The 19,426-nt window shown below is 66.9% G+C and carries 16 protein-coding genes; 9 read left to right on the forward strand and 7 right to left on the reverse strand.

Annotated features, from left to right (window positions below; all coding sequences use genetic code 11):
* The first annotated feature begins 256 nt into the window (after window positions 1-256).
* On the forward strand, window positions 257-1,105 hold the full coding sequence (locus ER308_RS15485) for a glycosyltransferase (protein WP_131155826.1): 849 nt from the start codon (window positions 257-259) through the stop codon (window positions 1,103-1,105).
* On the opposite strand, the gene ER308_RS15490 is transcribed toward ER308_RS15485, so the two are convergent.
* The 3 genes from ER308_RS15490 to ER308_RS15500 all read right to left on the reverse strand — a co-directional run bounded on the left by ER308_RS15490 (window position 1,083) and on the right by ER308_RS15500 (window position 2,379).
* Window positions 1,083-1,700, reverse strand: a complete 618-nt coding sequence (locus tag ER308_RS15490) for an FkbM family methyltransferase (RefSeq protein WP_165492146.1) — start codon at window positions 1,698-1,700, stop codon at window positions 1,083-1,085. The two genes, ER308_RS15485 and ER308_RS15490, sit on opposite strands and share 23 nt — an antisense overlap.
* Window positions 1,701-1,777: 77 nt before the next feature.
* Entirely contained in the window at window positions 1,778-2,047 is a 270-nt protein-coding gene (locus tag ER308_RS15495) for a hypothetical protein (protein WP_131155828.1), read from the reverse strand.
* Window positions 2,044-2,379 (reverse strand): hypothetical protein, encoded by a 336-nt coding sequence (locus tag ER308_RS15500; RefSeq protein ID WP_131155829.1) that lies wholly within the window; start codon window positions 2,377-2,379, stop codon window positions 2,044-2,046. Before ER308_RS15500 ends, ER308_RS15495 begins: the two co-directional genes overlap by 4 nt.
* Window positions 2,380-2,523: 144 nt before the next feature.
* Here ER308_RS15500 and ER308_RS15505 point away from each other — a divergent pair, with 144 nt between their 5' ends.
* The gene (locus tag ER308_RS15505; RefSeq protein ID WP_131155830.1) at window positions 2,524-3,684 is read left to right on the forward strand and encodes an ATP-grasp fold amidoligase family protein; all 1,161 of its coding nucleotides are present in this window, start codon (window positions 2,524-2,526) and stop codon (window positions 3,682-3,684) included.
* Window positions 3,685-3,738: 54 nt separating this feature from the next.
* On the opposite strand, the gene ER308_RS15510 is transcribed toward ER308_RS15505, so the two are convergent.
* A complete protein-coding gene (locus ER308_RS15510) occupies window positions 3,739-4,677 on the reverse strand; it encodes a DUF6544 family protein (RefSeq protein ID WP_205745654.1) in 939 nt (312 codons plus the stop codon).
* A 353-nt stretch (window positions 4,678-5,030) separates the two neighbouring features.
* Here ER308_RS15510 and ER308_RS15515 point away from each other — a divergent pair, with 353 nt between their 5' ends.
* Window positions 5,031-6,062, forward strand: a complete 1,032-nt coding sequence (locus tag ER308_RS15515; RefSeq protein WP_165492148.1) for a proline racemase family protein — start codon at window positions 5,031-5,033, stop codon at window positions 6,060-6,062.
* A 14-nt stretch (window positions 6,063-6,076) separates the two neighbouring features.
* Here ER308_RS15515 and ER308_RS15520 read toward each other — a convergent pair whose 3' ends face one another.
* The 3 genes from ER308_RS15520 to ER308_RS15530 are packed head-to-tail and all read right to left on the reverse strand — an operon-like array spanning window position 6,077 to window position 10,301.
* Window positions 6,077-7,237: an NAD(P)/FAD-dependent oxidoreductase gene (locus tag ER308_RS15520; RefSeq protein ID WP_165492149.1), complete on the reverse strand. Its 1,161-nt coding sequence runs from the start codon at window positions 7,235-7,237 to the stop codon at window positions 6,077-6,079.
* 47 nt (window positions 7,238-7,284) lie between these two features.
* Entirely contained in the window at window positions 7,285-8,526 is a 1,242-nt protein-coding gene (locus ER308_RS15525) for a metal-dependent hydrolase family protein (RefSeq protein WP_131155833.1), read from the reverse strand.
* Complete coding sequence (locus ER308_RS15530; RefSeq protein ID WP_131155834.1) at window positions 8,526-10,301, reverse strand: hydantoinase B/oxoprolinase family protein; 1,776 nt, start codon at window positions 10,299-10,301, stop codon at window positions 8,526-8,528. Before ER308_RS15530 ends, ER308_RS15525 begins: the two co-directional genes overlap by 1 nt.
* 511 nt (window positions 10,302-10,812) lie before the next feature.
* Here ER308_RS15530 and ER308_RS15535 point away from each other — a divergent pair.
* The 6 genes from ER308_RS15535 to ER308_RS15560 all read left to right on the forward strand — a co-directional run bounded on the left by ER308_RS15535 (window position 10,813) and on the right by ER308_RS15560 (window position 19,337).
* The gene (locus ER308_RS15535; RefSeq protein WP_131155835.1) at window positions 10,813-12,921 is read left to right on the forward strand and encodes a hydantoinase/oxoprolinase family protein; all 2,109 of its coding nucleotides are present in this window, start codon (window positions 10,813-10,815) and stop codon (window positions 12,919-12,921) included.
* Window positions 12,921-14,672: a hydantoinase B/oxoprolinase family protein gene (locus tag ER308_RS15540; protein WP_131155836.1), complete on the forward strand. Its 1,752-nt coding sequence runs from the start codon at window positions 12,921-12,923 to the stop codon at window positions 14,670-14,672. Before ER308_RS15535 ends, ER308_RS15540 begins: the two co-directional genes overlap by 1 nt.
* Before the next feature lie 63 nt (window positions 14,673-14,735).
* Window positions 14,736-16,454: an ABC transporter substrate-binding protein gene (locus ER308_RS15545; RefSeq protein WP_131155837.1), complete on the forward strand. Its 1,719-nt coding sequence runs from the start codon at window positions 14,736-14,738 to the stop codon at window positions 16,452-16,454.
* Between the two features lie 54 nt (window positions 16,455-16,508).
* A complete protein-coding gene (locus ER308_RS15550; RefSeq protein WP_131155838.1) occupies window positions 16,509-17,519 on the forward strand; it encodes an ABC transporter permease in 1,011 nt (336 codons plus the stop codon).
* The gene (locus tag ER308_RS15555) at window positions 17,516-18,352 is read left to right on the forward strand and encodes an ABC transporter permease (RefSeq protein WP_131155839.1); all 837 of its coding nucleotides are present in this window, start codon (window positions 17,516-17,518) and stop codon (window positions 18,350-18,352) included. Before ER308_RS15550 ends, ER308_RS15555 begins: the two co-directional genes overlap by 4 nt.
* The gene (locus tag ER308_RS15560; RefSeq protein WP_165492150.1) at window positions 18,342-19,337 is read left to right on the forward strand and encodes an ABC transporter ATP-binding protein; all 996 of its coding nucleotides are present in this window, start codon (window positions 18,342-18,344) and stop codon (window positions 19,335-19,337) included. Before ER308_RS15555 ends, ER308_RS15560 begins: the two co-directional genes overlap by 11 nt.
* Window positions 19,338-19,426: the final 89 nt, after the last annotated feature.

Consider the following 19,426-nt stretch of genomic DNA (forward strand, 5'->3'; position numbering starts at 1 on the left):
GTAACGGGCGCAACTGAGCACGCTGCCGATGCGTGGGACGGCAGCCACATCAACGCGCGCGGCGGCGACCTCACCGGCAGCGGCGACGGCGTTCGCATCCCCCGAGACAGCCACATCGTGGTGCCCGACCAAGGGCTCACGGTTTGGCCGGACGCCAACAACGCTTACCAGCGAGGGCGTGATCTACGAGTGATGGTGGTCGCGGGGGACCGCCACCGAGTAGCGGTCGCGGCGTCCACCTGGCACCCTCGCCCCTATGGACACTACGAATCCGGCCGCTTCGTCTTTCGTTCATGCGTTTGTGCGGTACAGCATTCTGAGTGCACGCAACGAGGGTGGGTGGAGCGGGGCTAGGCAGGATGGCGACCTGGAGACCTACCGTCAACGCCTCTTCGATCCTCAACGGCTCGCCGTGCACGCGCACCTGTTCGAGAACGTGACCTTACCCTCGATCGCGGAGCAGACCGTCGAGGTAGGTGCAAGCTGGTTTCGACTGACGGTGCTCACCTCCACCGAGCTGCCGGAGTCACACCGGGACCGCCTACACGCGGCTCTCGCCCCGCTGGGGTGGGCCGAACTCAGAGAGGTCTCACCCACACAGGACCCCAGCAAGGTTGTGACAGAGGCTATCGAGCCCCTGACTGGCCGGGACGTATACGCGACGTTGCGGATCGATGACGATGACGGGCTCGCCCGAACCTTCATGGCCCAATTGGCCCCATATCTCACCCCAGCGTGGGCGGGATACGCAGCGGCGTTTCCCAGTGGCGCGGCCGGATTGCTCGACCAGCACGGCAACGGCTTCGAAGAGGTTCGCCACGCTCGCTGGCCCTACAGTTCCATCGGGCTCACCTACGTCGCCGCTGCTGGCAATGCTCCGTACAGCCACGTCTTCCAGTTGGGTCCGCACAGGCGCGTGGACGAGCGGATCCCACTGGTGACCGATGGTCGTGAATGCGCGTGGATCCGATCTATCCACTGGGCTCAGGAGCAGAGCTACACGCGCGGGCTCGAGAAACACCGCAGACAGTACTCCCGCGGTGAGCCTATAGCGGCAAGCGAGGTCCGCGAGCGCTTCCCCATCACGATCGCGTGTGGGCCTTGACCACCGTTTCGGAGACGAAGACGGGATTGGCTCGCCTCATCTCCGGGACGCCCCACATGCCCACGGCTTGACCGGGCAAGCTGAACAATCGGTAGCCCCGCGGGTGCAGGTGTCGTCGGAACGCCTCGAACGGGACGTGACTTGAGTTCGAGGCGTTCATCCCGGCCTCTACTTGGACCAGATCGATGCGATTCGCTGAGAGCATGCGTTCCAACCCTCTCAGCACCTCGAGGTCGAGCCCCTCAGTGTCGACCTTGCAGAAGGAGATGTGCTGGATGCCGCGCTTTGCGCAGTATGCGTCACCAGTGCACATCACCACGCGTTCGCGCGGCACCTTGCGCTGGTAGTTGCCTGCACCGGTCACGTCGAGGACCCGGTTTCGGACGCCCTGGCGTCTCGCCTCGATCGCGACCGCGTCGCTCTCGGCTTCACCGAGTGCGAGACGCTCCACTTGAACTTGCGGGTGACCGCCGACCCCCTGCACGAGCGCCTCGTAGCTGGACGAGACCGGCTCGAAACACCAGATAGATGCGGTAGGCCACGCGTCCAGGTATGCCTTCGCTGATTGGCCAACGTTGGCGCCGATGTCGAACACCGTCGAGATCGGCAGGTCGGGGAGGTGGCGGGCGATCGCTTTGAATGGCATTGCCGGGCATCGTAACCCGGAATCCGCTAAGGCCCGTTGCCCAACGAGATCACCGACGATCGGGTCACCACCCGCTGCTGGCCGAGTGCGAGGGCGTAGGGGGCCTGGGGGATGGCGTGCAGCCGGGCGCGTTCCTCGGCGTGCATGTCGGCCGGCGAGCGGCCGGTCTCGCGATGGGAGCGCGCGTTGACCTTCTCGCAGAACGCCGCGGCAGTCGTGATCAGCTTGGCGGACGTGGCGTACCGGTTGCGGAGGTTGGCGGTGGTGGGCACCAGATCGGCCTTGGCGATCTTCACGGTCGCCTCAGATCCGCCCTTGGGCTCGGGGTCCGTCCGATGCTCGACCCGCAGGCCTTCTTCGCGGCAGCCACCGCCCGACGCGTGGTCCGATCCGTGCCGGCGAACCCCATCGCGGTGAGCTTGTCGTGCACCACGTCCGCGCGGATCTTGCCCTTCGAACGCGCCACCAACTCGGCGATTTTGGGGCGGAACCCGTCAATCATCGACGCTCGCACCACCCCAGTCTCCGGCGACAGCCCCGCGTCGCGGCGCTGGACGTAGCGCTTGACGGTGTGCTGATCACAGCCAGCCAGCTCAGCCGCGCCGCAATACGAGCGGGGACCTCGCATGTCCACCACTGGGGAGAATGCCGTGTCCGCTCACACGTTGCGCGGAACGCGTCGGCGGTCAACGTCGGCATTGCGCTGCGAACTGCCGATGAATCGCACATTGAGGCCCGTAGCGCCATCGCAACGGGAACGAGAGACACCGCTGTGCGCGCCCAACGCGGCGGCGCCATCAGCTTCGACCTCCCCAACCTATACTCCCGCCCCATGAGACGACGGGACCCGCAGGATCAGCCCGCCGAGCACGCCGTCGAACCGGCCCCCCCGGTGGCGAGCGCCGACACCGATCTCGACGTGTTCGCTCATCTCTGCCGCGAGAAGGCTGAGGCAGACCGACAGTCCGCGGAAGAGATCGTCAAGGCGTTCCGGCGCCTACTCAAGCGAACAGAGTCGCCGGAGTTGCGTAGTCGCGCTGTCATGGCCGCGCTAGGCGCGCTCGAACCCGGTCAGCTCCCCGAAGAGATGCTGCGCTACGCGCTGAAACTGGATACCGGGATGGCGCCGGTTTCCTCCTTCCGGCGACTCATCCCCATCCGCCGCCAGCGCCACCACCTCGGCCCGTTCAAGCTCGAAGGCCCGCTTGAGCGAAAGGCAGTGTCGGCGAGGTTCGCCGAGCTCTGCGGCATCAGAGTGCCCGCCTCGTCGCTGGAGACCCGCACGCTCGACGAACTGGAGCTGCATCCCGGGTACGCGTTCAAGCCGACCAACGCGGCCGGCGCCCGAGGCGTCATGCTGTGCTTCGAGGAGCAGCGTGTGTTCCGCCCCAAGGAGCAGCTCTGGACCGATTGGGGCGAATCGGTCGCGATGAGCCGCGAGATGCTCGATGAGGGCCGCATCGAGACCGACGAGTGGGTCTTGGAGGAGCTTGTCGAGGACGTCGCCGAGCAGGGGCCTGCCCGCGACGTGAAGTTCTACTGCTTCTACGGCCGCGTCGGCCTGGTGCTGGAGATCGTGCGCGATCCGGAGACGCGCCACTGCTGGTGGTCCCGCGACGGGGAGCGGATTGCGACCGGGAAGTATGGGGACAGCGCGTTCGCGGGCGTCGGGGTGAGTGACGCGGACGTTGAGATGGTCGAGCGGTTCAGCGCGGAGATCCCCGCGCCGTTCATGCGCATCGACTTCCTGCACGGCCGAAACGGACTCGTGTTCGGCGAGATGGGCGCGAAGCCTGCTCGGTATGACCGCTTCGACGATGAGACGGACCGATGGCTTGGAGACCTCTGGCTCGAAGCCGAGGGACGCCTACTCAACGATGCGCTGGCGGGCCAGCGATTCGAGGCGCTGGAGGCCGCGCAGGCCATCCACTAGGGCCCGTTATGGCGTGCTTCTTCTGGGCCGCGGGCGGGGTAACCGACTGCCTGGTCATCGGGAGCTTCCCGTCTCCTTGTCATGCCACCGGAGGCTCGGGGTGCTACGGCCCGTCCGCGCCGATGTAGTCCCTGAGGTCGACGTTGTAGCGCACTTCCTCGGTGCGCAGGCGCGCCCACGGTGCGCGCTCGTCGGCCCACGCGACCTCGGCGCGTAGCGGTACGGGTGTCCGTCCACCTCGCCCCAGTCCAGCGCGTGGTTGAGCCACAGCGTCTTCTCACGGTCCTGTTCGCCCTTGAAGCGCATCGACTCCATGCGGCTCAGCAACCCGGTGTCGGGGTCGAAGTGCACGGTGAACGTCTCCTCCTCGTCGCCAAACGGCACGACGAGGCGAGCGGTGTCGGCGTCGCTCGGTTCCCACCGCACGGCAGGGTCGGTGAGCCACACCGACGGCATCCACACCGCCTCGGCCCACAGCGCGAGGTTCGCGCCCTGGTCGACGTTGGCGCCCTCGCTGACCCCGAAGGGCAGCTCGAGTCGGGCGTGCCCGTCGAGGTACCGCTCGTCGACCGTCACCAGCGGCCGGCCGAAGAGGGTGAGCTCGATGTAGTGGCGGTAGTCCCGTCCGGTGACGTGACTGAAGCGGTAGCGAGCCGGGAAGGTGATCCCGGCGATGCGCAGCTCGCCCCGGCCGCTGATCACGGCGCTGTCGACCACCGGCACCGCGTCGCCGTAGAGGGTCGTACAGAAGCGCGCGACCGGCTCCGGCAGGTCGTCGGGCATCGCAATGGTCGAGACCTCGGCGGGTGCGAGGTCTGGTGGTGGCAACGGTGCCGACTGGACCTGCAGTCCGATCCACCCCGCCGCCACCACGGCGCCGACCCCGCCCACGGGGTAGCCGAGGCGTCGGCGACGGCGCCCGGTCCGCGGCGGTGCGACCTCTCCACGGCCGGTACGACGGTCGGCGCGAGTCGACGACACGGTGCCGGTCACGGCGGCTGCCCTCCGATGCGGTTGGTTGGCCCGCCGCCTCTCGAGGCAACGGTAGGCAGGTGGCCGTGGCCACGGGAAGGTCGAACGAGCCTCATTGGACGGGCCGAACGCCCCCCGCGCGCGGGTCGGAAGGGGAGTCGTCTCGTCCGGTAGACGGCCTACGAAATGCTGAAAGGGAAGGCGCCGACGTTGGGGCGCGACTGTGTCCAGCCCCAACGAGCGCGGCACCCGGTACGTGTTCGGGATATTGAAGGTATGCTCGATCCACGCCATAAACGAAGGTCTTCAGCGGACCCTTTGCGTCGACACTCCTACCCCATCCGATGCCCGGCCCGCCAATCGAGGGATCGCCGATGCATGCTCGACAGCTGTACTCACTGCCCGAGCCCCCACGAGCCCCGAGTGCTCGACTCCACGCCATCGACTCGCATACCGGCGGCGAACCGACGCGTGTGATATTTGAGGGGTTGCCCGAGCTCGATGGGGCCTCAGCCTCCGAGCTCCGCGACCAGCTCGCCGAGCAGCACGACTGGGTACGTCGAGCCTCGGTGTACGAGCCCCGAGGACACAACGACATGTTCGTCGCGGCCCTGTACCCCGGCCAGCCGGACCCAGCGATTCCCCGCGTCGTGTTCATGTCGGCAGCGGGCTATCCGGACATGTGTGGTCACGCCACCATCGGGGTTGCCACGACGCTGGTCGAGATGGGCTGGGTCGATCCCGGCGACGAGGTACTGACGCTCGACGTGCCGGGGGGACTCATCGAGGTGTCGCTGCAGCGGCAAGGCGCCCGGGTCCACGCTGTGACGTTTCGGAATCAACCGGCTTTCCATCTCAAGAGGGTCGCCGTCCCGGGACCGCAGGGCGACGTGCCCGTAGATGTGGCCTACGGAGGGCAGTGGTACGGGTTCCTTCCAGCCTCCGCGTTTGGATTGCGTGTCGTGCCCGAGGAGCTGACACGATTGCAAGCAGCGGCCGACGAGGTCCGCAGCTCACTGGTGGCGGCACTGGAGACGCCGGACCCTCGGACAGGATCGCCGCCGGCTGTGGCGAACATCGTGTGGTATGCCGAACCAGCCTCGGAGGCCGGCGATGCCCGCAACGTTCCGATCGCACCCGGTGGCGTCTTCGATCGATCCCCCTGCGGAACTGCGACCTGTGCACGGCTGGCGGTGCTCCACGCCCAGCAGGGGCTCGAGGTCGACGAACCGTTCGTCAACGAGGGGATCCTAGGGACGCGCTTCCATGCGCGGATCAGGCGAATCATAGATGTCGAGGGATACCGCGGCGTGATTCCCGAGGTGACGGGTGACGCGTGGCTAACGGGGGTGTCGGATATGTGGATCGACGACCAGGACCCGCTGGGCCAAGGATTCGTCGTCTAGACCACCACCTGAGGCTAGAAGACTTGGGGCTCGTGGACGAGTCCGTCGAGTCCTTCGCCGCGGAAGCGGGTCGCCGAGAACTCCTCAAACTCCTCGGCCATCACGCCGTCGAGCACTGCTCGCGCGAGGCGGCGGCTGACTGCGGGGGCGAGCATGAACCCGTGGCCGCTGAAGCCCGCTGCTATCCACAGATTGGCGTGCTCGCCGACAGGGCCGAGTATGGGTTGGCCGTCGGGCGTCATATCGTAGTGCCCCTCGACGAGCAGCGGGAAGGACACGAACTGCAGCCGCGGCAACAGCTTCTCGATCTGTTCGTCGATTCGTTGGCGCCACTGCTGCCGACCCGCTTCGGTGGCCTCACCCCTGGCGAGGAGGTCGCTCGCCAGGATGCGTCCATCGGCAAGGTGCTTGGCCGCGAAGTGCCGCTCCGTGGCGACCACCAACGGGTCGAGCAGCCGCTCGTTGATGGGGGCACTCATGAACAGGTAGCGCCGCTCCTTCTCGATCGGCAAGCGAATGCCGAGGGGGCGGAGCAAGGGGGGAGTGTCGTAGCCGGCCGCGATTACGACGTGCTCCGCGCAGATGCTGGACCCGTCTGCGAGCACCACCGTCCACGCCGCTCCCGTGCGCTCGAGGCGCTGGACCTCTGCGTGCTCGATCTGGGCACCGTGTCTCGTGGCGGCTTCCGCATAGGCCTCCACGGGGGCCTGCGCGTTGTCGAAGTAGCCGTCCTCCGCGCAGTAGGCCGCCCCGACCAGGGTCTCCGTCATCAGGTCGGGGACCACCTCGGCGGCCTCCTCGGGAGTCATGAGGTCGGATGGGATCCCGAGGCTGTTCTGCAAGGCGACATTATCTCGCAGTTGCGCCATCACTTCGTCGGACTCGGCCAGGAAGACGTAGCCGCACGATGACAACCTCGGCCGCGCGCTGGTCTCGAGACGCTCGTGGATGTCGCGATAGAAGAAGAACGCTTCTCGTGCGAGCCGGCAATTGACGGCCGTCCCCCACTGCTGCCTAACCCCCCCGGGCTGAACCCCGGACGCTCCGGCTCCGATGCGGTCGCGTTCCAACACTGTCACCTCGCCCGCGCCCTGGCTCGCGAGCTCGAAGGCGGTGGAGAGTCCGGTCACCCCCGCCCCGACGATCACCACGTCGCGATTGCGCCTGCTGGACATCTCCCCACCACCTCCTGGCCCGCGGTCCATGTGAAGCCGGTCGGGTGTCATGTGGTCATCCGACCGGTCAGGTCCTTGACGATTTGACCGGCCTGGATCACCAACACCACGGACTCGGGGTCCTCGAGCAGAGCCGGGTTCTCCAGTGGGTCCCCGTCCACGACGACGAGATCGGCGATCTTGCCCGGCTCCACGGTCCCGAGGTCGTCGGCTTGCCCGATGATCGTCGCGTTGTGCAGCGTCGCGGCCGTGAGGGCCTCGAGAGGATCGGTCATCTCGGCACGCAGTCGAATCTCGAGGCCTCGGCCGCTCTGCTCGGCACCGATGAGGTCGCTCCCCAAGCCCATCAGCACGCCCGCTCCTCGCGCGGATTTGAGAGCTTGACGCAGCGCTGAGCGCATTTGTTGCGCGCGCCCGACCGCTTCCTCGGGAGCGCCCCATTCTTGCCAGTGCTCCTGAAGGAGGTGACCTATGGACAGGGTGGGCACCATCGCTGCGCCCTGGCGAGCCATCTCAGTGGCGAGGGCGTCATCGAGGAACGTGCCGTGCTCGATGCACGAGACACCAGCATCGAGCGCTTGAGTGATCGATTCGCGGTTGTGGGCGTGGACGGTCACGTAGCGTCCGCGTGCCTGGGCCTCTGTCACCGCCGCGCGCAGTTCATCGACGGTGAACTGGGCGTCCTCGAGGCGGTCGGTGTGCGAGATCACGCCTCCGCTGACTGCGAGCTTGAGCTGCGTCGCTCCGCGTTGAAAGGCCTTGCGCGCGGCCTCGCGCACTTCGTCCGGCCCGTCGCACACCATCGAGGGCTTGACGAGTCCGGGGATGCCGCTGTGGTACACGTCGTTCTTCTCGCCCAGGTACGGCACGGACAAGTCGCCGTGACCGCCGGTCTGGCAGATCATCGGACCGGACGGAAGGAGCCGCGGGCCGCGGACGTGGCCCCGTGCGATCGCCTGTGCGACACCACCGTCCACGCCCCCACAATCACGGGCGGTGGTGAAACCTGCTTCGAGTGCCAGCGCACAATTGCGGAAGATCAAAGCAGCGGTGACCGCGGCGGGAGTCCGGAAGTCAGGTACCGGCCCAACGATGCCTAGGTGCGCATGTGCCTCAATGAGTCCCGGCAGGGCGACCATCCCGTCCAGATCCACCGTGGGGGTGTCGCGTCGTGCGGCGGCCGGACCGACCGCGTCGATTCGGTCGTCGGAGATGGCGACGGCAACGGGATCGCTGATCCGGCCCCGGACGGGGTCGAACAGTCTCGGGCCATCCAGTGTGAGGACCATCAGTGGTTGCTCCCTTGTGCAGTGGTCTCGCCCATGGGGGCGGACGTGTTCGCGCGTTGTTGGTTGGTGGGGGTGGGGTCGATGTCGAGGCTGTGGGGGTCGAGGACGACGTGGTAGTCCCGCTCGGCGGCGTGAGCGCTGACGTAGCCGGCTTCGACGTCGCGGCGCACGGCCTCGGGGTCGCGGTGCGCGGGTGGACCCCAACCGCCGCCGCCGCCGGTTTGGATGCTGACCAGCCCGTCGGCGCCCACCGGCACCCGCATGCCCTTCTGATAGACCTGCTCCGCCCCGGTACCCGGATGCGCGACGACTTGGCCGTGCTGCGCACTGCCGCCCCCGAAGAGGCCCCAGGGTGGGCATTGTTGGCGCTCCAGGATGCAGGTCATCTCGGCGTGGTGGTCCAGCACCCGGTAGTCGCGCACGATGCCCAGCCCACCGCGGTGCTGTCCGGGTCCGCCCGAGTCCTGGCGGAGCTCGTGGCGCTCCAGCCGCAACGGGAACCGGGTCTCGATCACCTCGGCCGGGATGTTGCGCGTGTCCCCGTCGTTGATGAAGATCATCGCTGACTCCCCGTCGCCGTGCGGCCCGGCGCCCCACCCCCCGTTCTCGGGCTCCTGGTGGATGTACAGCTCCCCACTGCGCGGATCGGTCCCCACGAAGAAGAACCCCGACAGGTCCCCGTAGTGCGCCGCCGCGACGCGGTCGGGAAGGGTGTCGGAGAGCGCGGTGATCACGGTGTCGATCAAGATGCGCAGGTGTTGGCCGTACATGAAGGTGGGGGCGGGGTATTGGGCGTTGAACATGCTGTCGTCGGGGCAGTCGAGGTGTAGGGGCGCGAAGTCGCCTTCGGTGGCGGGGGTGTGCGGATGGGTCAGGCACTTCAACGCGATCCGGCACGCCGCCAGCGTCGCCGGGAGCCCGCAGTTGACCGGTCCCACGTTCTGGGCATGCGAGCCCTGCAGATCGATGTGCAGCTGATCGCCGTGTACCTGTGCGGTGACCTCCACCGGCAACGGCCCGTTGCCCAAACAATCGTCATCAAGACACGAGGACGCGCGGTACACCCCGTCGCGCATGTCGCTGATCGCCTGCCGAGTGCGCTGCTCGCCCTGCCGATGCATGACCGTGATCACCGACTCGACGGTGTCGCGACCATGCCGGCCGAAGATCTCGGCCACCCGCGCTGCGCCCGACAAGGCCGCCGCCGTCTGCGCCCGCAGATCGCCCATCATGTTCTTGGTGTAGCGAATGTTGTGCTCGATCAAGCGCGTGACGTGCTCGTCCTGGCGGCCCTCCCGCAACACCTGCACCGACCGGAACCACAGTCCCTCCTGCACCACATCGGTGCTGTCGATACTGCCGCCCGGGTCCTTGCCGCCGATGTCCAACCAATGCGCCCGCGTCGACGTGAACCCCAACAGCTCGCCGCCGCGGGAGAACACCGGCGCCACCGCCGCGACATCATTGAGATGATTACCCGTCAAATACGGATCGTTCATCAAGAACACATCGCCGGGCCGCAGCGACTCCACCCCCACGTCATGCACCACCCACTGCACCGCCACCGCCAGATTGCCCAAGAAGATCGGCAACCCATCGGCCTGCGCCACCATCCGACCCGCCCGATCAAAGACCCCACAACTGAAGTCCAACACCTCATAAATGATCGGGTTATACGCCGTGCGCATCAGATTCGTCTTCATCTCCTCCGCCGCGGCAATCAACGCATGCCGCACAACCTCCACCCGCACCGGGCTGACGTCCCCAGCTGCCATGGGACCAGTGGCTAGTGGGTTCACGTGGGGCCTCTCCTTCGCTCGGGGCAATAGCACCCGCTGGGGTCGTCACAGCTCATCGGGACGATGAGCCTTGAGGAAGCTGAACGGACCTCCCCGGGGTGTCAGGTGGCGATACCGGTCAGCAGGGCCGCGATTGCCGGCTTGACCTCGGGCTTCGCTGGTCTCTCCACTGTCCCGTAGCCGATTCTGGCTGACCTGTTGACCTTCCTCGCAGGGCCGGGCAGACTCTACCGACATTGAGAATGTTGAACAAGGGTCTTCCTGGAGGCTTCTTGAGACGATGCGGCCCACCAGAGCGCCCGCGTCCACCACGTCGGGCGCGGCTGAGCGAGACCGTCGCTGCCCGGTCGCGGTTCACGGACGATCGGCCTCACCGAGCGGAGTCGTGCGTCCTTCAAGCGGCACAGATCCCCCGCGTCGCTTCCCGCTACGCGGGGGAGATCGGTGACCTTCGGTTCCGGGTCTCTACACGTTCGAAGGGGACAGCATGGTGACACAGCAGGCTGGGTCGGCTCGCTCCCTGCGGGTTGGGGTTGACATCGGCGGGACGTTCACGGACCTCGTGATCGTCGACGACGATGAAGGCTCCGTTCGGCTCGAGAAGACGCCGACCACACCCGGGCAGCTGTCGCAGGGAATCCTGCGGGGGCTTGACTCGGCCGGGATCAGCGGGGACGCCATCGGCCACCTGGCGCACGGTACGACCGTGGGCATCAACACCTTGCTCCAGCGTCGTGGAGCGAGGACGGGCTTGCTGACCACCAAGGGCTTCCGAGACGCCTATGAGATCGGCCGTGGGGCACGACCGGATGTGTACAACCTGCACTTCCGCAAGCCCCAGCCGCTCGTCCCCCGGGAACGCCGGCTCGAGGTCGACGAGCGCTTGGCTGTGGATGGCCAGGTGGTACGCCCCTTGGACGAGGCGAGCGTGCGGTCGGCCATGGAGGTACTCCGGCGCTACGAGGTCGACACCGTCGCGGTGTGCCTCATCCACGCGTACGTAAATCCCGCCCACGAGCGGCGAGTCGCCGAGATCGTGCGCGAGGGGTTGCCCGACGCCTTCGTCTGCACGTCCCACGAGCTCGTTCGTGAATGGCGCGAGTACGAGCGCACGAGCACCACCTGCGTGAATGCCTACATCATGCCGCGCACGGGTGAGTACATCGACGACCTCATCACCGGCCTCGAGGCCCAGGGCTACGCGAACACCCTCTTCGTGAACCAGTCGGCGGGGGGTGTGATGTCGGCCACCACCGCCAAGTGGAAGCCCGTTGGAACGCTGATGTCCGGGCCCTCGGGGGGTGCAGCCGCAGCGGCTCACGTCGCGGAGCTCATGGACCTGCCGGGCGGCATCATCTCCTTCGACATGGGGGGCACGAGTACAGACGTCGCCGTCATCGAGGGGGGGACGCTCCCCATCACCGCCGACGCGAAGATCGACCGCATCCCGGTCATGGTCCCGATGATGGCGATCGAGTCGATCGGCGCAGGTGGAGGTTCCATCGGCAAGGTCGATGAGGTCGGCGCGCTGGATGTCGGGCCACAGAGCGCCGGTGCGGAACCCGGCCCCGCCTGCTACGGCGGCGGTGGTGAGCTGCCGACGGTCACTGATGCGGACCTCCTGCTCGGCCGGCTTCCGAAGGAGCGGTTCCTGCCGGGCCAGATGTCCCTCGACGAGGACGCCGCTCGCAAGGCGCTGGACCAGCACGTGGGCGAACCGTTGGGACTCACCCCAGAGGAGTCCGCTGCGGGCATCGTCGAGCTCGTCAACCTGAAGATGGCCATGGCCGTGCGTTCGCTCACGGTCGAGCGTGGCCTGGATCCCCGAGACTTCTCGCTGTTTGCCTTTGGCGGCGCCGGGCCAATGCATGCGTGCGCGATCGCCGAGGAACTCGGAATTCCCAAGGTGATCGTCCCGCTCGCTGCGGGTCAATTCTCCGCGTTGGGGATCCTCATGAGCGACATCCGCCACGACTTCGTGCGGACCGCCGCGGAGCGCCTCAGGGAGCCCACCGCCGAGGAACTCAGCGAGGAATTCGGAGCGGTCGAAGGCGAAGCCCGGGGAACGCTTGAGCGCGAAGGTGTCGCGCCGGGCGACATGGCGTTCTCACGGTCCGTTGATCTCCGCTATGCGGGCCAGGAATACACCGTCAACATCCCGGTACCCTCCGGAGCTCTCGACCACGATGGCCTAGTGCAGGTCTTCGAGGCGTTCCACAGTCGGCATCAGCAGGTGTACAGCCACAGTTCCCCCGAGGAACAGCCCGAGCTAGTCAACCTGCGCGTCGCCGCGATCGGGCGGCTGCCGAGTCTCAAACTCCAGCGCTTGCCGATCGGCTCCTCGGAACCGGGGACGGCTTCCGTCGTCGGTTCGCAATCGATCGTGTTCGACCGCTCCGAGGACGTGGTCGAGTCGCCGGTGTACGACCGCGCCTCCATGGAGGCCGGCAACGTAGTGAAGGGGCCCTGCATCATCGCGGACATGGGGTCCACGACCGTCGTGCCACCCACGGCCACAGGTGAGCTCGACGAATTCGGCAACCTGGTTATCCACGTGGAGGAGCAGGCTTCCCAGACGGCTCGGAGCGATCAGTGATGAACACGGTCCAGCAGATCGATCCGGTGCGGGTGGAGGTTGTGCGGCATGCGTTGATTGCCGCGGCGGAGGAGATGAAGACGAATCTGATGCGCACGGCGTATAACCCGATCATTTATGAGGTGTTGGACTTCAGTTGTGGGGTCTTTGATCGGGCGGGTCGGATGGTGGCGCAGGCCGATGGGTTGCCGATCTTCTTGGGCAATCTGGCGGTGGCGGTGCAGTGGGTGGTGCATGACGTGGGGGTGGAGTCGCTGCGGCCCGGCGATGTGTTCTTGATGAACGATCCGTATTTGACGGGTAATCATCTCAATGATGTCGCGGCGGTGGCGCCGGTGTTCTCCCGCGGCGGCGAGCTGTTGGGGTTCACGTCGACGCGGGCGCATTGGTTGGACATCGGCGGCAAGGACCCGGGCGGCAGTATCGACAGCACCGATGTGGTGCAGGAGGGACTGTGGTTCCGGTCGGTGCAGGTGTTGCGGGAGGGCCGCCAGGACGAGCACGTCACGCGCTTGATCGAGCACAACATTCGCTACACCAAGAACATGATGGGCGATCTGCGGGCGCAGACGGCGGCGGCCTTGTCGGGCGCAGCGCGGGTGGCCGAGATCTTCGGCCGGCATGGTCGCGACACCGTCGAGTCGGTGATCACGGTCATGCATCGGCAGGGCGAGCAGCGCACTCGGCAGGCGATCAGCGACATGCGCGACGGGGTGTACCGCGCGTCCTCGTGTCTTGATGACGATTGTTTGGGCAACGGGCCGTTGCCGGTGGAGGTCACCGCACAGGTACACGGCGATCAGCTGCACATCGATCTGCAGGGCTCGCATGCCCAGAACGTGGGACCGGTCAACTGCGGGCTCCCGGCGACGCTGGCGGCGTGCCGGATCGCGTTGAAGTGCCTGACCCATCCGCACACCCCCGCCACCGAAGGCGACTTCGCGCCCCTACACCTCGACTGCCCCGACGACAGCATGTTCAACGCCCAATACCCCGCCCCCACCTTCATGTACGGAACCCATCTGATCCTGCTTATTGACACGATCGTGAGCGCGCTGAGCGAGGCGATCCCGGAGCGGGTGGCCGCCGCGCACTACGGCAACCTGTCGGGGTTCTTCTTCGTGGGGACCGATCCGCGCAGTGGGGAGCTGTACATCCACCAGGAGCCCGAGAACGGGGGGTGGGGCGCCGGGCCGCACGGCGACGGGGAGTCAGCGATGATCTTCATCGCCGACGGGGACACGCGCAACATCCCGGCCGAGGTGATCGAGACCCGGTTCCCGTTGCGGCTGGAGCGCCACGAGCTCCGCCAGGACTCGGGCGGACCCGGACAGCACCGCGGTGGGCTGGGCATCGTGCGCGACTACCGGGTGCTGGACCACCACGCCGAGATGACCTGCATCATGGAGCGCCAACAATGCCCACCCTGGGGCCTCTTCGGGGGTGAGGCGGCTGCCCACTGTCGCACGGTCGCGCATCCGGGTACCGGGGCGGAGCAGGTCTATCAGAAGGGCATGCGGGTGCCGGTGGGCGCCGACGGGCTGGTCAGCATCCAAACCGGCGGCGGCGGCGGTTGGGGTCCACCCGCGCACCGCGACCCCGAGGCCGTGCGCCGCGACGTCGAAGCCGGCTACGTCAGCGCTCACGCCGCCGAGCGGGACTACCACGTCGTCCTCGACCCCCACAGCCTCGACATCGACCCTACCCCCACCAACCAACGACGGGCCGACCCCACCGGATCGGACGCGTAAGCGGTCGCCGCTGGCAATTCACGCCACGCCGTCTGAGCAGCAAACCGAGGAGAAGGGCAAGCCATGTTCAATCGTGACACGCGGGACCGCCGAGTCCGCCTCGGCGCACTCGGCGTTCTCGCCCTGGTGATGCTCCTCGCGGCGGCCTGTGCGCCGGGTGACCCCGACGAGGTGGACGACGTCGAGGACGACCCCCAGGCTCAGGAAGAGGCGGGCGACAGCGAGGAAGCCCAGGACCAGGACGCCGAGTCCACGGAGGGCTCGACGCTGACCATCGCGATCCCTGACGACATCGCGACGCTTAATCCGCCCGACGCGACCTCGCCACGATCCAACATCGCGCTCGTGCAGCTCTACGATTCGCCGTTCACCTACGAGCATGTCGAGCTGGACGACGGAACGGTGATCGGGGACTCCACGGCCCTCGAGGGACTGATCTTCGAGGAGTGGGAGACCGAGGACGATGGGCAGACCTACACCATCACCATCCGCGAGGACGCCGCGTTCCACGACGGGGAGCCCATCACCGCGGAGCACGTGCACTACATGTTCGAGCGGTCCTTTGAGACCCAGGATGGCGAGAGCGGTTCGAACTGGTACCTGACCAACGTCTCCGGGATCACCGAGCCGCCTGAGGTCATCGACGAGCACACTATCGAGTTGTCGGTCGAGCAGCCTTCGCAGCTCACGATGCGCAGCCTCACCGCGATCCAGATGGGCATCCTGGATTCCCAGGAGATCGAGGAGAACGCGCCCGAGGACGATCCGTGGGCGAACGCGTGGCTGTCCGACAACGTCGCCGGGGGTAGCGGGCCGTACGAGTTGGTCGAGTGGGAGCGTGACCAGCGCGTTGTATTCGAGGCTAACGCCGACTACTGGCGAGGCGCCCCCGACATCGACCGGATCGTGTGGGAGATCGTCCCCTCCGCTTCTGAGCGGGTGCAGTTGCTGCAGGCTGGCGAAGTGGACATGGTCGAGGGGCTGGGGCCCGACGAGATCGCCGCGGTCGAGGGTGCCGATGGGGTCGACATCGTCTCGGTGCCGTCGCAGAACCGTCTCTTCCTGGGGATGAACAACACGGTGGCGCCCTACGACGACCAGGCGTTTCGTCAAGCCGTCTCTCATGCGGTTGACTACGACGAGCTGATCCAGGAGGTCTACGGAGGTGACGCGGAGCGCCTGCACGGCCCGTACCCGGAGGGCCCTGCAGGCTCCCCCCACTCGCTCGGCGACGAGATCGGTTACGAGACCGACCTTGCCGAGGCGGAACGGTTGCTCGAGGAGAGCGGCTACGACGGCTCGCCGGTCACCCTGTCGATCGACAACTCGGTCGCTGAGCACGAGGAGGTCGCCGTGCGCGTCCAGTCCTTCCTTGCAGCGATCGACGTGGACGTCGAGATCGACCAGATGACTCCCTCGGTGTTCGCTGAGCAGCGCAACGAGACGACACTCGAGTTCTTCGTTGACGAATCGCTGTCATGGATCGACGACCCGGCGTACTTCCTCTCGGTGAACTTCCAATGCGGCGTCCTGATCAACCACGTTGAGTACTGCAACGAGGACATCGATGCGGCCATCGAGGAAGGCTGGACCGAGATGGACGAGGACGTGCGGCAGGAGATGTTCGGGGAGGCCCAGCGAACGATCGTCGACGAGGCGCCCTGGGTGTTCATCGCCCACCCCGACTTCCAGCTCGCCATGCGTGACCACGTTGAGGGCTACGTCCACTACATCGACGAGCTCCCCCGCTACTACGACCTGTCCCTCAGCGACGACGACTAGCGCGGTCTCGGGCGGGGTGGGTTCTCGCCCGACACCGTGGCGGAGAGGCCCTGGATGCGTCTCGCCCTCTACCTTGCCAAGCGTCTCGGACTGCTGCTCGTGTCCTTGCTCGGTGTGAGCATCATCACGTTCGTGGTCACGCGGGTGGTGCCGGGGAATCCGGCGGCGTTGATCGTCGGGGAGTACGCCGACCATGCCCGGGTCGAGGAGGTCATCGCGAGCCTGGGCTTTGACCGGCCCCTCCACGAGCAGTACTTCACGTACCTGGGCTCCCTGCTTCAGGGGGACCTGGGCACCAGCTGGCGCACGGGCAACGACGTGGTGGCCGACCTCGCGGTGCGTTGGCCTGCGACCGTCGAGCTCGCCGGCTTTGCCCTCGTGCTCATCCTTCTCTGGGCATTGCCACTCGGGATCTGGGCTGGGACTCGCCCGGGTTCCGTCCCCGATCGGTTCGCGAACGCCCTCTCCGGGCTCGGGGTGTCGATGCCCGAGTTCTGGCTCGGGGTGCTCCTGTTGTTCGTCTTCTTCGGGACGCTCGGGTGGGCGCCGCCCCCCCTGGGACGCATCTCGGGGGTGTCCGCGCCCCCGACGATCACCGGCTTCTATTTGGTCGACGCCCTGATGGCCGGACAGTGGGCGGCCCTGTGGGCCGCATTGCGACAATTGCTGCTGCCGGCCGCGACGCTTGCCTTCGTCTTGGGTGCCCCGTTGTTGCGGGTCACACGCGCCTTCATGCGTGAGGCGATGTCGGCGCAGCACATTCGAGCCGCGCGGGCGTTGGGCGTGGGCCGGGCCTCCCTGGTCTTCCGACACGGGTTGCCGAACGCCTTGCTGCCGGTCACCACGATGATGGCGATGCTCTTCGGCTACCTGCTGGGGGGGACCGTCATGGTCGAGTACGTCTTCGCCTGGCCGGGACTCGGGAAGTACGCCGTGGACTCGATCAACGCTGGTGACTATGCCCCTGTCATGGCGGTCGTGCTGGTAAGCGCGCTGAGCTACCTGCTGGTCTACATGCTTGTGGACATCATGCACTTCTTCCTCGACCCGAGGTCTCGCGCATGAGCGCACCGAGCGCCACACCGGACGGAGCACGTCGCCCGATCGCGGGATTGCGAAGGTTCGCGAGCCCGGCGTACGTAGCCCTCACCATCATCGTGCTCATCGCCTTGGTCGGTCCGTTCCTGGTCGGAGATCCCGAGGCCGTCGGGACCGGGCCGACCCTCGCAGGACCGTCGCTGGCTCATCCGATGGGCACGAACGAGTTCGGCATGGACATGATGTCGCGGGTCGTGCATGCGGCGCGCCTGGATCTCGGCGTCGCAGTGAGCGCCTCCGCGATCGCGGTTGCGATCGGGATGCCGCTTGGCGCGCTGGCCGCGTACCGAGGCGGCTGGCTCGACAACGTCGTCCTCCGTATCTCGGAGTCGTTTCAGGCTTTTCCGGTCCTGCTACTCGGCATGGCGATCATCGCGGCGCTCGAATCGAGCATCCCGAATCTGATCGGCGTCATCGCCCTCGTCAACATCCCGGTGTACGTGCGGCTGACGCGCAGTGCGGTCGTGCCCCTCAAGGAAAGCGATTTCGTGCTCGCCGCGCGGTGCGCCGGCCACGGAACGCCAAGGATCGTCGCTCGGCACATTCTCCCGAACGTCACGAACGTCGTCGCCGCGCAGTTCTCGGTGAACTGCGCCTGGGCGATCCAGATCCTCGCCGGCTTGAGCTTCATCGGTGTAGGCGTCGCGCTACCGACGGCGGAGTGGGGGGCGATGGTGCGCGGTGGCGCTGACCGCGTGGTGTACGGCGAATGGTGGGTGGCCATGTTCCCGGGTCTCGCGATTCTCGTGACCGTCCTCACGCTCAATGCGGTCGCAGAACGGATCCGGCATGGAGACTGAGCCAGGCCGACTGCCCGCAAGCGCGTGCGACGCGGATGGACCCTTGCTCGCGGTCGACGACCTGCGCGTGCGCCTTCGTGGCCAAGAGCACGACGTCCACGCCTTGCAGGGGGTCAGTTTCGACGTGGCGCCCAGACGACGCGTCGGGCTGGTGGGTGAGTCGGGCTCGGGGAAGAGCCTTACCGCGGCCGCGATCATGGGCATGCTCCCCCCACAAGCCGTCGTCGACGGCGGTCGCATCGACCTCGACGGACTGGACCTCGTGCGCGCGTCGGAGCGCCAGATGCGCCGGGTCCGCGGAACGCGACTGTCGGTGGTGTTCCAGCACGCGAAGGCGTCGCTGAACCCCGTCCTCACGGTGGGGAGCCAGATCGCGGAGGTACTGCGTATCCACAAGGGACTGTCACGTCGAGAGAGTCACGAGGGGGCTGTCGACCTCCTGCGTCAGATGGGCATCCCGAATCCGCAGGAACGTGCGCGCGAGTACGCGCACCAGTACTCAGGTGGGATGGCCCAGCGGGCCACGCTCGCGCTCACGATGGCGTGCTCACCCGACCTGCTCATCGCGGACGAGCCCACAACCGGACTGGACGTGACCGTCGAGGAGCAGGTCCTTGAGCTGCTGACCAGCGAGATCGACGCGCGAGGGGCGTCCCTGCTCTTCATCAGCCATGACCTCGGCGCTGTAGCGCGTATCTGCGACGACGTGGTCGTCCTCTACGCGGGAATGGTGATGGAGAGTGGGCCCGCGGAGCGGGTTCTCAAGGATCCCAGGAACCCGTACACCCGCGAGCTCCTTCGTTGCTTCGACCGACAACCGGGGCAGCGGCTGCACACGATCGAGGGGCAGGTCCCCACCATCACGACCCCTCATACGCGGTGTCCCTTCACCGACCGCTGCCCGTCGGTCGGGCCGGAGTGCCACTCATCGGTCCCTCAGCTCCGCGAGATGGACGGCAGAAAGGTGGCCTGTCATCGAGTCTGAGACGCAGATCGCAGCATCCACCTCCCCGTCCCCGAGGGACGACCACGGTTCCCCGCTCCTACAGGTGGATGGGCTCGTTAAGGACTACG

The sequence above is a fragment of the Egibacter rhizosphaerae genome (genome assembly GCF_004322855.1).
GTDB lineage: Bacteria > Actinomycetota > Nitriliruptoria > Euzebyales > Egibacteraceae > Egibacter > Egibacter rhizosphaerae.

What these genes read in the sequence shown, in the direction of transcription:
- ER308_RS15485 (WP_131155826.1), top strand. Translation starts at nt 257, where the DNA reads ATGGACACTACGAATCCGGCCGCTTCGTCTTTCGTTCATGCGTTTGTG.
- ER308_RS15500 (WP_131155829.1), bottom strand. Translation starts at nt 2,379, where the DNA reads ATGCGAGGTCCCCGCTCGTATTGCGGCGCGGCTGAGCTGGCTGGCTGT.
- ER308_RS15515 (WP_165492148.1), top strand. Translation starts at nt 5,031, where the DNA reads ATGCATGCTCGACAGCTGTACTCACTGCCCGAGCCCCCACGAGCCCCG.
- ER308_RS15520 (WP_165492149.1), bottom strand. Translation starts at nt 7,237, where the DNA reads ATGTCCAGCAGGCGCAATCGCGACGTGGTGATCGTCGGGGCGGGGGTG.
- ER308_RS15525 (WP_131155833.1), bottom strand. Translation starts at nt 8,526, where the DNA reads ATGGTCCTCACACTGGATGGCCCGAGACTGTTCGACCCCGTCCGGGGC.
- ER308_RS15530 (WP_131155834.1), bottom strand. Translation starts at nt 10,301, where the DNA reads ATGGCAGCTGGGGACGTCAGCCCGGTGCGGGTGGAGGTTGTGCGGCAT.
- ER308_RS15535 (WP_131155835.1), top strand. Translation starts at nt 10,813, where the DNA reads ATGGTGACACAGCAGGCTGGGTCGGCTCGCTCCCTGCGGGTTGGGGTT.
- ER308_RS15540 (WP_131155836.1), top strand. Translation starts at nt 12,921, where the DNA reads ATGAACACGGTCCAGCAGATCGATCCGGTGCGGGTGGAGGTTGTGCGG.
- ER308_RS15545 (WP_131155837.1), top strand. Translation starts at nt 14,736, where the DNA reads ATGTTCAATCGTGACACGCGGGACCGCCGAGTCCGCCTCGGCGCACTC.
- ER308_RS15550 (WP_131155838.1), top strand. Translation starts at nt 16,509, where the DNA reads ATGCGTCTCGCCCTCTACCTTGCCAAGCGTCTCGGACTGCTGCTCGTG.
- ER308_RS15555 (WP_131155839.1), top strand. Translation starts at nt 17,516, where the DNA reads ATGAGCGCACCGAGCGCCACACCGGACGGAGCACGTCGCCCGATCGCG.
- ER308_RS15560 (WP_165492150.1), top strand. Translation starts at nt 18,342, where the DNA reads ATGGAGACTGAGCCAGGCCGACTGCCCGCAAGCGCGTGCGACGCGGAT.